The organism is Pseudomonas parafulva (assembly GCF_002021815.1).
GTDB lineage: Bacteria > Pseudomonadota > Gammaproteobacteria > Pseudomonadales > Pseudomonadaceae > Aquipseudomonas > Aquipseudomonas parafulva_B.
In genome coordinates this window covers 3,280,075-3,294,702 of record NZ_CP019952.1, presented here as the reverse complement: position 1 = coordinate 3,294,702, position 14,628 = coordinate 3,280,075, and the positions used below count along the sequence as shown (strand labels likewise).

Below are 14,628 nucleotides of genomic sequence, written 5' to 3'. Positions count from 1 at the left end.
GAATGCTCGCTCTGAGGTACCGCCTCCCCCCTCCTGAAGGAAATGCAATGACCCGTCTTCGTGTCCTCTGTGCTGCAGTCGCCCTGGCTTGCGCCAGTGGCCAGGTCCTGGCCGCCACCGCCAGCCACAACGCCGCTGCCGAGAAATTCCTGACCCTGGCCAATGCCGACAAACTGGGCACGCCGGTGTACATGCAAGTGCAGCAGATGTTTGCCCAGCGCTTCGCCCAGACCAAGGCGCCTGCCTCCAAGCAGCCCGTACTGGAAAGCTACCAGGCCAAGGCCAACGCCGCGCTGGACAACGCCATCGGCTGGAACAAGCTCAAGCCCAAGATGGTCGACCTGTACACCCAGACCTTTACCGAGCAAGAACTCAAGGACCTGGTCAAGTTCTACGAGTCGCCCCTTGGCCGCAAGGTGCTGCGCGAGATGCCCAAGGTCACCCAGCAATCGGCTCAGCTGACCCAGCAGACCCTCGAACCTGCGGTGCCGGTGGTCAACAAGCTGCTTGAAGACATGACCAAGCAGCTGGACCCCAACTATGGCAAGGCAGCCGCGCCAGCCAAGAAGTGAGCACGGCCATGAACATGCAACAGCGTATCGAACAGCAACTGGCAAGCCTGACGCCTCAGCACCTGCAGGTGCTCGATGAAAGCCACATGCACAGCCGTGGTCAGCAGACCCACTACAAGGCGGTGATCGTGAGCGATGTGTTCGCAGGCCTGAACAGCGTCAAGCGGCATCAGAAGGTGTACGCGACCATGGGTGAGCTGATGGGCCAGATTCATGCGCTGGCCATCCACACCTATACCGGCGATGAGTGGGCGCAGGTCGGCAGTGCGCCGGCATCGCCTGTATGCGCCGGCGGCGGGCACTGAAACCTTGCTGTTGTTCTGGTAGAATCCGCTTCATCCCAAAAAGGGGCTGCTGCACAGCCCATCGCAGGTCCCCCAGCTGCTTCAGGTAAACCCCCTGCGTTGACGCACCGGGCACCTGAAGCGGCAGGCGTGCCTGCGGTGGGCGTGCAGCGGCCCTTTGTTCATTGTGTAGCCCGGTCTGCCCCTTACGAGGGCAACCACCTGGAGAACCCGATTCATGTCCCACCCTATCGTCGTCGCGGCGCTGTACAAGTTCGTCACCTTGCAAGACTACGTCGAACTGCGCGAGCCGCTGCTCAAGGCCATGCTCGACAACCACGTCAAAGGCACCTTGCTATTGGCCCATGAAGGCATCAACGGCACCGTGTCAGCCACCCGCGAAGGCATCGACGGCCTGCTGGCCTGGCTGCGCAGCGACCCGCGCCTGGTGGACATCGACCACAAGGAGTCGTACTGCGACGAGCAGCCCTTCTACCGTACCAAGGTCAAGCTCAAGAAAGAGATCGTCACCCTGGGCGTGCCTGGGGTCGATCCCAACCAGGCGGTGGGCACCTACGTCGAGCCCAAGGACTGGAACGCGCTGATCAGCGACCCCGAGGTACTGCTGGTCGATACGCGCAACGACTACGAAGTGGCCATCGGCACGTTCAAAGGGGCCGTCGACCCCAAGACCGAAACGTTCCGCGAATTTCCCGCCTACATCAAGGCCAACTTCGACCCAGCCCGCCACAAGAAGGTCGCCATGTTCTGCACCGGGGGCATTCGTTGTGAAAAAGCGTCCAGCTATATGCTCGGTGAAGGTTTCGAGGAGGTCTATCATCTCAAGGGTGGCATCCTGAAGTACTTCGAGGAGGTGCCTGAGGAACAAAGCCTGTGGGAGGGCGACTGCTTCGTGTTCGATAACCGCGTCACGGTTCGCCATGACCTGAGCGAGGGTGAATACGACCAGTGCCACGCCTGCCGTCATCCGATCAATGCCCAGGAGCGTGCCTCGGAGCACTATTCGCCAGGTGTAAGCTGCCCGCACTGCTGGGATTCGCTGAGCGAAAAGACCCGCCGCAGCGCCATCGACCGGCAGAAGCAGATCGAGCTGGCCAAGGCCCGCAACCTGCCACACCCGATTGGCCACAACTACAAAGCCGAGGCTTGATCCATGTCTGCGCGCCTGATCTACGTGATGGACCCGATGTGTTCCTGGTGCTGGGGCTTCGCCCCGGTGGCCAGTGCGCTGATCGATCAGGCAAATCAGGCAGGCGTGCCGACCCATCTGGTAGTCGGCGGGCTGCGCAGTGGCAGTGCCGCGCTGGACGGCGCCACCCGCAAGTACATTCTCGAGCATTGGCAGGCCGTGGCCGAAACAACGGGGCAGCCTTTCACGTTCGAGGGCGCCATGCCCGACGGCTTTGTCTACGACACTGAACCGGCCTGCCGGGCACTGGTAGCGGCCCGCGAGCTGGACGGCGAGCGCCTCTGGCCCCTGCTGGCAGCCATACAGTCTGCGTTCTATGAAGGAGCTCATGACGTGACCACCGCCCCGCATCTGGTGGAGCTGGCCGAGCAGGCGGGTTTCGCGCGCGGGCTGTTTGCCGAGGCATTCACCCGCGCCGAAACCCGCGCTGCGACCGCGGCGGATTTCGCCTGGGCCCAGGGCTTGGGCATCGCAGGGTTCCCGACCTTGCTCGCTGAGCGCAACGGTCAGCTGGCCTTGCTGACCAACGGGTATCAGCCGCTCGAGCGTCTGCAACCGTTGCTTGGCCGCTGGCTGCAGCAGGCCGCCAGTGCTTGATGTGCCCGGGTCGCCCGACCCGGCGCCGTCCAAGCCGGTGGGCTCGGCCGACCGGTTGAGCTGGTCGGAAATCCGGCGCCTTGCCCTGCACCATAAAAAGCAGCTGTGGACGGCGAACCTGATTGCCGTGCTGGCAGCGTGTTGCAGTGTCCCGATTCCATTGTTGCTGCCGCTGCTGGTGGATGAAGTGCTGCTCGGGCATGGCGATGCCGCGCTCAAGTGGATGAACCAGCTGTTGCCGTCTGGCTGGCAGGTCGCAGCGGGCTATATCGGCCTGATGTTGTGCCTGACCTTGTGCCTGCGCCTGGCGGCACTGGCGTTCAACGTCATCCAGGCCAGGCTGTTCGCCGGCTTGGCCAAGGACATCGTCTACCGGCTACGCATTCGCCTGATCGAACGGCTCAAGCGTATTTCCCTGAAAGAGTACGAGAACCTGGGCAGCGGCACGGTCACCACGCATCTGGTCACCGACCTGGACACCCTGGACAAGTTCGTGGGTGAGACCCTCAGTCGCTTTCTGGTCGCCATGCTCACCCTCACCGGCACGGCCGCCATCCTGCTGTGGATGCACTGGCAACTGGCGCTGCTGATCCTGTTGTTCAACCCGCTGGTCATCTACTTCACGGTGCAGTTGGGCAAGCGGGTCAAGCACCTGAAGAAGCTCGAAAACGACAGCACGGCACGCTTCACCCAGGCGCTGGCCGAAACGCTCGATGCCATCCAGGAGGTCCGCGCCAGCAACCGTCAGGGGTATTTCCTCGGTCGATTGGGCGTCAAGGCCCGCGAGGTGCGCGACTACGCCGTGGAGTCGCAGTGGAAGAGCGACGCCAGCGGCCGTGCCAGCGGGCTGCTGTTCCAGTTCGGCATCGACATCTTCCGCGCAGCGGCCATGTTGACGGTGTTGTTCTCGGACCTGTCGATCGGCCAGATGCTTGCCGTCTTCAGCTACCTCTGGTTCATGATCGGCCCGGTCGAGCAGTTGCTGAACCTGCAATATGCCTACTATGCCGCGGGCGGTGCGCTCAATCGCCTCAATGAGCTGCTGGCACGCGCCGACGAGCCCCAGTACCCGGCGGCCAGTGACCCCTTCGCCGGGCACGCCACGGTGGGTATCGAGGTCCGGGACCTGTCCTTTGCCTACGCCGACGAACCCGTGCTGGACAACCTGAACCTGGCCATCGCACCCGGTGAGAAGGTGGCCATTGTCGGCGCCAGCGGGGGCGGCAAGAGCACGCTCGTGCAGCTGCTGCTCGGGCTGTACAGCGCAGATGCAGGCACCATTCGCTTCGGTGGTGCCACCCTGCAGGAAATCGGCCTGGAAACCCTGCGTGAGCAGGTGGCGGTGGTGTTGCAGCATCCGTCGCTGTTCAACGACAGCGTGCGGGCCAACCTGACCATGGGCCGGGACTGCACCGACGATGCCTGCTGGCAGGCATTACGGATCGCCCAGCTCGACGCCACCATCGCCGCGCTCCCTCACGGGCTGGACAGCGTGGTCGGGCGCTCGGGCGTACGCTTGTCCGGCGGCCAGCGTCAACGGCTGGCCATTGCACGCATGGTGCTGGCCGAGCCTAAGGTAGTCATCCTGGACGAAGCCACCTCGGCGCTGGACGCTGCCACCGAGTACAACCTGCACCAGGCGCTGGCGCGTTTTCTCAAAGGCCGCACCACACTGATCATTGCCCACCGCTTGTCGGCGGTGAAGCAGGCGGACCGGGTGCTGGTGTTCGACGGCGGTCATGTGGCAGAGGACGGTGACCATCAGCAGCTGATTGCCGAGGGTGGGTTGTACGCCAAACTGTATGGGCACCTGCAGCAGATCTAAGGGCTGTGAGAAGTGGCTTGGGACGACGGTCAGGCGGGGCTGCTTGTAACACAACCTCACCGAGTATCGTAATGCGGTTCACTTAAGATCGTTAGGGCCGCTGCGCGGCCCATCGCGGCCGGTCCGGCGCCCCGGCGAGGCCGCTCCTATAGGGGGCCGTGTCACTCGAGATCGTGTAGCCCTACCTGCGCAGCCACTGTCTTTGCACCGTACTTGAAAGCTACCGAATTGGGTGTAGGAGCGGCCCTTGTGCCGCGATGGGCCGCGTAGCGGCCCTAAACGAACAACATCACACCGAGTTCTCTAGCTTCACACTCAGACTAAGGCTTGAGCAATCGCAGGAATTCCACACCGGCCGGCGCCATCACCTGTTCGGCCCGCGTGATGACGCCGATCTCGCGTACCACGCCCGGATGATCCACCACCACCTTGCTCACTTCGTCACGGCCCTCGTCGGCCGACTCGGGCAACAATGCAACACCCTGGCCCTGGCGCACCAGGGCCAGCACCGTCGACATGTAATTGGCTTCAAGCCCTGCCGCCAGGGGCAGGCGCGCGTCGGCGAACAGCCGCTCGACCAGGTTGCGCACGCTGCTGTCCCGTCCGGTCAGCAGCATGGGGTATGCCGCCGCTTCGGCCAGGGTCACCGCTGTCCGCCTGGCCAAGGGGTGGTCGTGCGGCACGTACAGGCACAGGCGATCTTCGAGCAGGGCCTTGAACGCCAGCCCCTGGGTAGGCCGCGCCTGTACACCCAGGCCGAAATCCACTTCTTGCTCCAGCACCAGCGTATCGATGCGCTGGGCTACCACGTCGCGCAGCCGGACCTCGATGCCGGGGAAGCGTTCGCGAAAGCGCTGCACCACGCCTGGCAGCAGCCCCGAGCATAGTGAGGGCAGGGCCGCGATGGTCAGTACGCCCCGACGGGAGGTGGCATGGTCGCGGGCCGCTTCGACGATGTTGTCCAGGTCGAGCAGCAACTTTTCCATCGGCAGCAATGCATGCTGACCGGCAGCGGTCAGGCCGACGTGGCGCGGGCTGCGTTCGAGCAAAGTCACCCCGAGCCAGTCTTCGAGTTGGCGAATCTGCACGGTGAGCGCCGAAGGCGACAGGTTCAAGGCCACGGCCGCTTTGGAAAAGTTGCCGGTTTGCGCCACGGCCAGGAACGCGCGGATGAGCTGGATCGCATTTTTCATTTTGTTTTTCCGAACGTGGCCTGCCGAATATTTCAATTCACAGAGCCTAACGCCGTTGTTATTACTCTTGCAAAACAACAACAGGGCCTTCTCTCGCAATTGCGAACCAGAGGCCGAAGAGGAAACCCCATGCTCGCCACCCTCGGTGTCGCCACTATCCTGTGCATGCTCGTGAGCATCATGAGCAAGCGCATCTCTCCCTTGGTCGCCCTGATTGCCCTGCCCATCATCGCGGCGCTGCTCGGCGGCTTCGGCCTGCAGACCAGCGCCTTCATCATCACCGGCATCAAGAACGTCGCCCCGGTCGTGGGCATGTTCGTCTTTGCCATCTTGTTCTTCGGCATCATGACCGACGCCGGCATGCTTGACCCGATCATTGATCGCATCCTCAAGCGCGTCGGCACACGCCCGACGCGCATCGTCATGGGCACGGCCTTGCTGGCCTTGCTGGTGCATCTGGACGGTTCGGGCGCAGTGACCTTCCTGGTGACCATTCCGGCGATGCTGCCGCTGTACACGCGCCTTGGCATGGACAAGCGCATTCTGGCCTGCGTCACGGCCATGGCGGCCGGGGTCAACTTCCTGCCCTGGACCGGCCCGGTGCTGCGCTCATCGGCAGCGCTGCACGTGCCGGTGGCCGACCTGTTCCAGCCGCTGATTCCGGTGCAGATCGTCGGGCTGATCTTTGTCTTCGCCTGTGCCTACTGGCTTGGGCGCCGCGAAGAACGGCGCCTGGGCCTGGGCCGGGACCAACTCGACGTCACGCCGCATCAACGTACGCTCACTGACGCCGAGCGCGAGCTGCGCAAGTCCCGCCTGTTCTGGCCCAACCTGCTGCTGACCCTGGTGGTGATGGGGATCATGATCGCAGGGGTGGTGGACCCGGTGGTGATGTTCATGGTCGGCACCGTGCTTGCCTTGTGCCTGAACTACCCCAACGTGGACGCGCAGCGGGCGCGCATCGACGCCCATGCCAAGACCGCCCTGACCATGGCCAGCATTCTTCTGGCCGCTGGGGTCTTCACCGGCATCATGCAAGGCACCGGCATGCTCAAGGCCATGGCCGAGGTGGCGGTGGGGCAGATTCCCGCAGGGCACGGCCAACTGATTCCTGCGGTGGTCGGCTTTCTGTCCATGCCTTTGAGCCTGCTGTTCGACCCGGATTCGTTCTATTTCGGCATCATGCCGGTGGTCGCCGAGGTGGGCAGGGCCTTGGGCGTGGACCCGATGCAAGTGGCCCAGGCTTCGCTTCTGGGTGTGCACACCACGGGCTTTCCGGTCAGCCCACTGACCCCCGCGACCTTCCTGCTGGTCGGCCTGTGCAAGATCGAACTGGCCGATCACCAACGCTTTACCATCCCTTTCCTGTTCGCGGCCTCGGTCCTGATGACCTTGACCGCCCTGGTCATTGGAGTTTTCTAGATGAAAACCATACGCATCGGCGCTGGCGCCGGCTACTCGGGCGACCGCATCGAGCCGGCCATCGAGTTGGCGCAACAGGGCGAACTGGATTACCTGGTGTTCGAGTGCCTGGCCGAGCGCACCATCGCCCTGGCGCAGCAAGCGCGGCTGCTCGACCCGCACGGTGGTTTCGACCCCCTGCTCGGCGAGCGCATGCGCCGCGTGCTGCCCTATGTAGGCACAGGGGCCGACGGCACGCGGCGGCGCCTGCGCATCATCACCAACATGGGGGCGGCCAACCCACTGGGCGCGGCCAGTGAAATCCGCCGCATTGCGGCTGAACTCGGTATGCCTGGTATCAAGGTAGCGGCGCTGACCGGCGACGATGTGCTCGCCACCTTGCAGCAACGGCCCGAACAGACCCTCGACAACGGCGCCACCCTGGCTGAGCTCGGCGACCGGTTGATTTCAGCCAACGCTTATGTGGGCGCAGCAGGCATTGTGCAGGCCTTGCAGGCCGATGCCGACGTTGTGGTCACTGGCCGGGTGGCCGATCCGTCGCTGTTTCTCGCGCCGCAGCTGTTCGAGTTCGGCTGGCGCGAGGACGACTGGACGTTGCTCGGGCGCGGCACCCTGGTTGGGCACCTGCTCGAATGCGCAGGGCAGATCAGTGGCGGCTACTTCGCCGATCCCGGTGTGAAGGAGGTGCCCGACCTCGACCGCCTCGGTTTCCCACTGGCCGAAATCGATGCAACGGGCCATGCGGTGATCAGCAAGGTGGCCGGTTCCGGCGGGCGCATTGATACTTCTACCTGTACTGAGCAACTGCTGTACGAAGTCCATGACCCGGCCGCTTACCTTACGCCCGATGTGACCGCTGATTTCAGCCAGGTGGCGTTTCAGGCCCTGGCCCAGGATGAGGTCCGGGTGCAGGGCGCTGATGGGCGCGCGCGCCCGGAGGCGTTGAAGGTGTCGGTGGGTTTTCTCGACGGTTGGATCGGCGAAGGGCAGATGTCCTATGCCGGCCCTGGTGCAGTAGCCCGCGGGCGCCTGGCCGAAGCCATCGTACGCAAGCGACTGCAACTGACCGGTGTGGCCTGCGACGACATCCGCAGCGAGCTGATTGGCGTCAGTGCCCTGCACGGTGATGACTTGGGCCAGCGCGCCCAGGGCGAACCCTGGGAGGTGCGGCTGCGTGTGGCGGCGCGCTGCGCCTCCAAAAGCGATGCGGTGCGCATCGGCAACGAGGTGGAAACCCTTTATACCAACGGTCCCTATGGCGGCGGTGGGGCGAGCAAGTCGGTGCGTCAGGTAGTGGCGGTGGCTTCGCTGTTGCTGCCCAGGGACGCGGTGACCTTGCAGGTGCATCTGGAGGAGATGGCATGAGTACCCCGACAAAACTGCGGGACATAGCCCACAGCCGTACCGGCGACAAGGGCGACACGTCGAACATCTCGGTAATCGCCTTTGATTCTGCTGACTACCCGCGCCTGGCCCAGTGGCTCACGGTAGCGCGCGTCACGGCCCACTTTGCCGAACTTCTGGACCCGGCAGGGCCCCCCGTTCGCCGGTACGAGTTGGCGCAGCTCGGGGCGTTGAACTTCGTGCTGCCCGGGATCCTGCGCGGTGGTGTGACCCGATCGCTGGCGTTGGATGCCCATGGCAAGGCGCTGGGGGCGGCACTGCTGGACCTCGAACTCTGACAAGGGGTTGGCCTGCGGCGTGCGCGGTGATCAAGCTCGGCCCCCGCGTTGCGCACCTTGAGTTGATCAAAAGCTAGGCTGTCATGACTTAATTGACGTGGTCCATGCGGTGTCTGCGACAATATGTCCAGCACTGCGCCACGCTCAAACCGGCGAGCCAGACACCGCGCCCACAAGGCAGCAGGCGTGGCGGCCATCATTGACTGAAATCAGGCCCCTAAATTTCCATCGCGTTAATGGCAGATGGCCTACGCTGTGCTTTGTCTGGGTTGATTCGCGCCTTATCTGCTCTGTGACAGGGACTCCATGAAGGGACATCGCACTCAAGAAGCGCCCAAGCTACTCGGGCTCACCTGGCCATTCATCGCCGTGGTGGTTTTCCAAGTCGCCCTTGGTAGTCTCAGCCTCTACACGCTTTCTGCCGTGCGTGCCTACGTGGCGGGCGAAAGCTTGTGGTCCAAAGCGCAAAAAGACGCCATCTACTACCTCAACCTGTACGCCACCACCCGCGACGAAGCCACCTATGGCCGCTATCAGCAGGCCATCGTGGTGCCCCAGGGCGATCAACGCGCGCGCAAGCTCATGGATCAGTCGAGTCTGGACCTGGAGGCGGCCCGTCAGGCCGTCCTGCAAGGTGGCAACCACCCCGACGACGTGGAACGCATCATCTGGTTCTACCGTCACTTTCGCACCGTCAGCTACCTGCAGACAGCCATCAATTACTGGGACATCGGCGACGATTACCTGGCCAAGCTGAACGTGCTGGCCGGGGAGATGCACCAGCGCTTCGCCAGCGGGCCGGTCGATGAGCAGGTGATCCGTGCCTGGAAAAGCCGCATTGCCACCATCAACGAGGGGGTGACGCCGGCTGCCAAGGCGTTCAGCGATGCCCTGGGCGAGGGGTCGCGTGTCTTGCTGCGGGTACTGCTGATCACCAACCTGCTGACCGCGATGATCCTGATCACCATCGCCTGGCGGCGCTCCAGCAAACTGCTGGCCCAGCGCCAGGCGTTTGCCAACGCGCTGCAGGAGGAAAAAGAGCGGGCACAGATCACCCTGCAGGCTATTGGTGATGCGGTGATCACCACGGATGTGGAGGGCTTGATCGGCTACATGAACCCGGCGGCCGAGCAACTGACCCACTGGCAGGCCGGCCAGGCGCTGGGCCTGCCGTTGTCTGCACTGTTTACCCTGGTGGACGAGCACGATGTGGACGAGGGCCGCAGCCTGGTGGAACAGGTGCTCAGTGGCAGTTTGAAAGGCGGCGCCGAACATGCGCGGCTGATTCAGCGCCTGGACGGCAGTACGGTGTCGATCAATCTGGTGGGCTCGTCCATCGTCAACGACGGGCAGGTCAATGGCATCGTGCTGGTGCTGCACGACATGACCCAGGAGCGCCAGTACATCGCCAACCTCTCCTGGCAGGCCACGCACGATGCACTGACCGGCCTGGCCAACCGTCGCGAGTTCGAATACCGACTGGAGCAGGCGCTCAATGCGCTGGCGCGCCAGCCTGGGCGGCATTCGCTGATGTTCCTGGACCTGGACCAGTTCAAGCTGGTCAACGATACCTGTGGGCATGCCGCCGGGGACGAGCTGCTTCGGCACATCTGCGCCGTGCTGCAATCGGGCCTGCGTGAAGGCGACACCCTGGCGCGGCTAGGGGGCGATGAGTTTGGCGTGCTGCTTGAGAACTGCCCGTCCGAGCAGGCCGAGCGGATTGCCGAGCAGCTACGCCAGACGGTCCAAAGCCTGCATTTCGTGTGGAAAGGGCGGCCGTTCGTGACCACCGTCAGCATCGGCCTGGTGCATATCGCCCAGGCCCCCGGCACCCTCGAGGCGTCGCTGCGGGCAGCAGACATGGCCTGCTACATGGCCAAGGAAAAGGGGCGCAACCGGGTGCAGGTGTACCACGCCGATGACAGCGAGCTGTCCATTCGTTTTGGCGAGATGGCCTGGATTCAGCGCTTGCACGTGGCCCTGGAAGAGAACAGGTTCTGTCTGTACGCCCAGGAAATCGCGCCGTTGAAGGCCTTCGAGGGGCCTGGCCACATCGAAATCCTGTTGCGCCTGCACGATGAAAGCGGGCGCACCATACTGCCCAATAGCTTCATCCCGGCCGCCGAGCGCTATGGGTTGATTACCGCGCTTGATCGCTGGGTGGTGCGCAACGTCTTCATCATCATCCGCCAATGCCTAGATGCCGGCCACCAGGGGCCGCTATCGACCTGCGCCATCAACTTGTCCGGTGCCAGCATCGGCGATGACAAGTTCCTCGAGTACCTGCAGCGCCTGTTCGCCGAATATGCTATTCCTCCGCGCATGATCTGCTTCGAGATCACCGAAACCAGCGCCATTGCCAACCTGGGCAGCGCCATCCGCTTCATCAATGAGCTAAAAGGCCTGGGTTGTCGTTTTTCACTGGATGATTTCTGTGCTGGCATGTCATCGTTCGCCTACCTCAAGCATCTGCCCGTCGACTTTCTCAAGATCGACGGCAGCTTCGTCAAGGACATGCTGGACGACCCGGTCAATCGGGCCATGGTCGAAGTCATCAACCATATCGGCCATGTCATGGGCAAGCGCACGATTGCAGAATTCGTGGAAACACCCATGATCGAGCAAGCGTTACAGGAAATTGGTGTCGATTATGCCCAGGGCTATCTGATCGAGCGGCCCCAGGTATTTACCTGTGACAGTCTGCATCGCCAACGGATTGCCGCCCGGCCTCTGTTGCAGCGGGCACCTGGCACGTTTCGTTAGTTAGCTGGAAATCACAAGGAACAAGGAGTAGACAGTGATTGATGCATTCGTTCGTATCGGGCCATTGATGGACCCGGCCAGTTACCCCAAGTGGGCCCAGCAACTGCTTGCCGATTGCCATGAGAGCAAGCAGCGGGTGGTTGACCATGAGGTGTATCGACGTCTGCGTGACGGCAAGTTGAAGCAAGCGACCATTCGCCAGTACCTGATCGGTGGCTGGCCGGTGGTGGAGCAGTTCTCGTTGTACATGGCCCATAACCTCACCAAAACCCGGTATGGCCGGCACCCAGGCGAGGACATGGCGCGGCGCTGGTTGATGCGCAATATCCGCGTGGAGCTCAACCATGCCGACTACTGGGTGAACTGGGCCCACGCCCACGGCATTCACCTGCACGACCTGCAGGCCCAGGATGTGCCGCCCGAGCTCAATGGCCTCAACGATTGGTGCTGGCGTGTGTGTGCCACGGAAAACCTGGCCATTGCCATGGCCGCCACCAACTACGCCATCGAAGGGGCCACCGGGGAGTGGTCGGCGGTGGTGTGTTCCACCGACACCTACGCGATGGGCTTTCCGGAAGAGCAGCGCAAGCGGGCCATGAAGTGGCTGAAGATGCACGCGCAGTATGACGACACCCACCCGTGGGAGGCGCTGGAGATCATCTGTACGCTGGTAGGCGAGAACCCGAGCATGGCCTTGCGCACTGAGTTGCGCCGAGCCATCTGCAAGAGCTATGACTGCATGTACCTGTTCCTGGAGCGGTGCATGCAGCTTGAAGTCACCCAGCACGAGCGGGCGAGCCCGGCGTTGGCGGCGGGGTGATTGCGCGGCTGTCGTGATGCAGGCCCCGCCCATCGCTGGCACCTCGGCGATGGGCGGGGAGACGAGTGCACATGCACAACGCTGTGTCAGGTAGGCCAGCCCATCACTGGGCGTTGAATGCCTGCCCGTTCACATCCTTGCTGTCAGGCCCCATCAAGTAGAGGTAGACCGGCATGATTTCCTCAGGCAGCGGGTTGTCCTGAGGGTTCTCGCTCGGGTAGGCCTGCGCGCGCATGGCCGTACGCGTCGCGCCCGGGTTGATGCTGTTGGAGCGCACCGGCGCCACCCCTTCGAGCTCGTCTGCCAGGGTCTGCATCATGCCTTCGGTGGCGAACTTGGAGATGCCGTAGGCGCCCCAATAAGCGCGGCCCTTGCGCCCGACACTGCTGCTGGTGAACACCACCGAAGCATCTTCGGACTGCTTGAGCAGCGGCAGCAGGGTGCTGGTGAGCATGAAGGTGGCATTGACGTTGATGTGCATGACGCGCATGAAGTTGTCGCCCGACAACTGCTCCATGGGCGTGCGTGGGCCGATGATCGAGGCGTTGTTGAGCAACCCGTCCAGGCGCCCGAACTGTTCCTCGATCATGACCGCCAGCTCGTCGTACTGATGGGCGAGGGCGGTTTCCAGGTTGAACGGGATCACCACAGGCTGGGGGTGCCCGGCCGCTTCGATCTCGTCATAAAGCGCATTCAGGTTCGCTTCGGTCTTGCCGAGCAGCAGCACCGTGGCGCCCAGGGCAGCGTAGGCCTTGGCCGCGGCGGCGCCGATGCCGCGCCCGGCACCGGTGACCAGGATGACCCGGCCTTTGAGCAGGTCGGGGCGGGCAGTGTATTCGAACATGTCAGATCCTTAGGCGTTAGCGGTGATCAGCAACCACAGAGGGCGCCGTCGATGACTTTACGCAGGTCCTGCGGGCTGTCCACCACCACATCGGCACCCCAGTTGTTGGGGTTGTCCTCGGGATGGATGTAGCCGAAGCGTACCGCTGCGGTGCGGGTGCCGGCATCGCGGCCGGATTCGATATCGCGCAGATCGTCACCGACGAACAGCACGCTGGCAGGGTCCAGCGCCAAGGTTTTGCAGGCCAGGATGAGCGGCTCGGGGTCGGGCTTGCTGTTCTTTACATGATCCGGGCAGATCAGCAAGGCCGAGCGTTCAGCCAGCCCCAGGCGCTGCATGATCGGCTCGGCGAAGCGCACAGGCTTGTTGGTGACCACGCCCCACAACAGCTTGCCTCGCTCGATGTCCTCCAGCAGCTCGGCCATGCCGTCGAACAGGCGGGTATGCACGGCGCAGTCGCGCTGGTAGCGCTCCAGGAACTCCAGGCGCAAGGCTTCGAAACCTTCGGCCTGCGGGTCCATGGCGAAGGTGGCGGCCACCATGGCGCGTGCACCCCCGGAGATCACGCCCCGAATCAGCGCGTCGTCGACGACCGGCAGGCCTCGATCGGTGAGCATGGCCTGGCAGATGGCGATGAAGTCGGGCGCCGTGTCCAGCAAGGTGCCGTCCATGTCGAAGAGTACCGCTCGCAGGCGCATGCTTATTCCTCGCGCAGGGTCTGGATCATGTAGTTGACGTCCACATCGCTGCTGAGCTTGTAGTGCTTGGTCAGCGGGTTGTAGGTCAGGCCGATGATGTCCTTGACCTCAAGGCCGGCGACGCGGCTCCAGGCACCCAGCTCGGAAGGGCGGATGAATTTCTTGAAGTCGTGGGTGCCGCGCGGGAGCATCTTGAGGATGTACTCGGCGCCGACGATGGCCAGCAGGTAGGCCTTGGGGTTGCGGTTGATGGTGGAGAAGAACACCTGGCCGCCTGGCTTGACCATGCGGTAGCAGGCGCGGATCACCGATGAGGGGTCAGGCACGTGCTCGAGCATCTCAAGGCAGGTGACCACGTCGAAGGCACCGGGCATTTCTTCGGCCAGGGCCTCGGCCGTGACCTGACGGTATTCGACCTCCACACCCGATTCCAGCTGATGCAGGCGGGCGACGGCCAGGGGCGCCTCGCCCATGTCGATGCCGGTCACCGAAGCGCCGCGCAGGGCCATGGCTTCGCTGAGGATGCCGCCGCCGCAACCCACGTCCAGCACGTTCTTGCCAGCAAGGTGGGCGCGCTCGTCGATCCAGTTGACGCGCAGCGGGTTGATATCGTGCAGCGGCTTGAACTCGCTCTCGCGGTCCCACCAGCGGTGGGCCAGCGCTTCGAATTTTGCGATTTCAGCGCGGTCGACGTTGCTCATTGAACAGTCCTCAGAAA

The 14,628-nt window shown here is 63.4% G+C and carries 14 protein-coding genes; 10 read left to right on the top strand and 4 right to left on the bottom strand.

Going from position 1 to position 14,628, the window contains the following annotated elements; genetic code table 11:
* Positions 1–47 precede the first annotated feature (47 nt).
* From B2J77_RS14730 to B2J77_RS14710, 5 genes are all read left to right on the top strand, one after another.
* Positions 48–572, top strand: coding sequence for a DUF2059 domain-containing protein (locus B2J77_RS14730; protein WP_058605622.1), 525 nt, complete (start codon positions 48–50; stop codon positions 570–572).
* An 8-nt stretch (positions 573–580) separates the two neighbouring features.
* The gene (locus tag B2J77_RS14725) at positions 581–877 is read left to right on the top strand and encodes a BolA family protein (protein ID WP_058637568.1); all 297 of its coding nucleotides are present in this window, start codon (positions 581–583) and stop codon (positions 875–877) included.
* Positions 878–1,094: 217 nt separating this feature from the next.
* Complete coding sequence (locus B2J77_RS14720; RefSeq protein WP_078478918.1) at positions 1,095–2,027, top strand: rhodanese-related sulfurtransferase; 933 nt, start codon at positions 1,095–1,097, stop codon at positions 2,025–2,027.
* A 3-nt stretch (positions 2,028–2,030) separates the two neighbouring features.
* Positions 2,031–2,663, top strand: coding sequence for a DsbA family protein (locus B2J77_RS14715; RefSeq protein WP_058637570.1), 633 nt, complete (start codon positions 2,031–2,033; stop codon positions 2,661–2,663).
* Positions 2,656–4,488, top strand: a complete 1,833-nt coding sequence (locus B2J77_RS14710) for an ABC transporter ATP-binding protein (RefSeq protein WP_058605618.1) — start codon at positions 2,656–2,658, stop codon at positions 4,486–4,488. The genes B2J77_RS14715 and B2J77_RS14710 overlap by 8 nt, the downstream gene beginning before the upstream one ends.
* A gap of 320 nt (positions 4,489–4,808) precedes the next feature.
* Here the strand turns inward: B2J77_RS14710 and B2J77_RS14705 are convergent, their stop codons facing one another.
* The gene (locus tag B2J77_RS14705) at positions 4,809–5,681 is read right to left on the bottom strand and encodes a LysR family transcriptional regulator (protein WP_058637571.1); all 873 of its coding nucleotides are present in this window, start codon (positions 5,679–5,681) and stop codon (positions 4,809–4,811) included.
* Between the two features lie 129 nt (positions 5,682–5,810).
* On the opposite strand from B2J77_RS14705, the gene B2J77_RS14700 reads away from it, so the two are divergent.
* The 5 genes from B2J77_RS14700 (at position 5,811) to B2J77_RS14680 (ending at position 12,368) form a co-directional block, all read left to right on the top strand.
* Positions 5,811–7,103 carry a CitMHS family transporter gene (locus B2J77_RS14700; protein ID WP_078478917.1) on the top strand — a complete coding sequence of 431 codons (1,293 nt, stop codon included), beginning with the start codon at positions 5,811–5,813 and terminating at the stop codon, positions 7,101–7,103.
* Complete coding sequence (locus tag B2J77_RS14695) at positions 7,104–8,468, top strand: acyclic terpene utilization AtuA family protein (RefSeq protein ID WP_078478916.1); 1,365 nt, start codon at positions 7,104–7,106, stop codon at positions 8,466–8,468.
* Positions 8,465–8,785, top strand: a complete 321-nt coding sequence (locus tag B2J77_RS14690; RefSeq protein WP_058637574.1) for a hypothetical protein — start codon at positions 8,465–8,467, stop codon at positions 8,783–8,785. The genes B2J77_RS14695 and B2J77_RS14690 overlap by 4 nt, the downstream gene beginning before the upstream one ends.
* 306 nt (positions 8,786–9,091) lie before the next feature.
* On the top strand, positions 9,092–11,548 hold the full coding sequence (locus tag B2J77_RS14685) for an EAL domain-containing protein (protein WP_058637575.1): 2,457 nt from the start codon (positions 9,092–9,094) through the stop codon (positions 11,546–11,548).
* A gap of 34 nt (positions 11,549–11,582) precedes the next feature.
* Entirely contained in the window at positions 11,583–12,368 is a 786-nt protein-coding gene (locus B2J77_RS14680) for a TenA family transcriptional regulator (protein ID WP_058637576.1), read from the top strand.
* Positions 12,369–12,471: 103 nt separating this feature from the next.
* Here the strand turns inward: B2J77_RS14680 and B2J77_RS14675 are convergent, their stop codons facing one another.
* The 3 genes from B2J77_RS14675 to ubiG are packed head-to-tail and all read right to left on the bottom strand — an operon-like array spanning position 12,472 to position 14,611.
* On the bottom strand, positions 12,472–13,212 hold the full coding sequence (locus B2J77_RS14675) for a YciK family oxidoreductase (protein WP_078478915.1): 741 nt from the start codon (positions 13,210–13,212) through the stop codon (positions 12,472–12,474).
* 26 nt (positions 13,213–13,238) lie between these two features.
* Positions 13,239–13,910, bottom strand: coding sequence for an N-acetylmuramic acid 6-phosphate phosphatase MupP (gene mupP / locus B2J77_RS14670; protein WP_058637578.1), 672 nt, complete (start codon positions 13,908–13,910; stop codon positions 13,239–13,241).
* A gap of 2 nt (positions 13,911–13,912) precedes the next feature.
* Positions 13,913–14,611, bottom strand: a complete 699-nt coding sequence (gene ubiG / locus B2J77_RS14665; RefSeq protein WP_058605610.1) for a bifunctional 2-polyprenyl-6-hydroxyphenol methylase/3-demethylubiquinol 3-O-methyltransferase UbiG — start codon at positions 14,609–14,611, stop codon at positions 13,913–13,915.
* Between the last annotated feature and the right edge of the window lie 17 nt (positions 14,612–14,628).

Excerpts from the sequence above, each read along its gene's own strand:
- B2J77_RS14730 (WP_058605622.1), top strand. The coding sequence starts at position 48 with ATGACCCGTCTTCGTGTCCTCTGTGCTGCAGTCGCCCTGGCTTGCGCC.
- B2J77_RS14725 (WP_058637568.1), top strand. The coding sequence starts at position 581 with ATGAACATGCAACAGCGTATCGAACAGCAACTGGCAAGCCTGACGCCT.
- B2J77_RS14720 (WP_078478918.1), top strand. The coding sequence starts at position 1,095 with ATGTCCCACCCTATCGTCGTCGCGGCGCTGTACAAGTTCGTCACCTTG.
- B2J77_RS14715 (WP_058637570.1), top strand. The coding sequence starts at position 2,031 with ATGTCTGCGCGCCTGATCTACGTGATGGACCCGATGTGTTCCTGGTGC.
- B2J77_RS14705 (WP_058637571.1), bottom strand. The coding sequence starts at position 5,681 with ATGAAAAATGCGATCCAGCTCATCCGCGCGTTCCTGGCCGTGGCGCAA.
- B2J77_RS14700 (WP_078478917.1), top strand. The coding sequence starts at position 5,811 with ATGCTCGCCACCCTCGGTGTCGCCACTATCCTGTGCATGCTCGTGAGC.
- B2J77_RS14695 (WP_078478916.1), top strand. The coding sequence starts at position 7,104 with ATGAAAACCATACGCATCGGCGCTGGCGCCGGCTACTCGGGCGACCGC.
- B2J77_RS14690 (WP_058637574.1), top strand. The coding sequence starts at position 8,465 with ATGAGTACCCCGACAAAACTGCGGGACATAGCCCACAGCCGTACCGGC.
- B2J77_RS14685 (WP_058637575.1), top strand. The coding sequence starts at position 9,092 with ATGAAGGGACATCGCACTCAAGAAGCGCCCAAGCTACTCGGGCTCACC.
- B2J77_RS14675 (WP_078478915.1), bottom strand. The coding sequence starts at position 13,212 with ATGTTCGAATACACTGCCCGCCCCGACCTGCTCAAAGGCCGGGTCATC.
- mupP (WP_058637578.1), bottom strand. The coding sequence starts at position 13,910 with ATGCGCCTGCGAGCGGTACTCTTCGACATGGACGGCACCTTGCTGGAC.
- ubiG (WP_058605610.1), bottom strand. The coding sequence starts at position 14,611 with ATGAGCAACGTCGACCGCGCTGAAATCGCAAAATTCGAAGCGCTGGCC.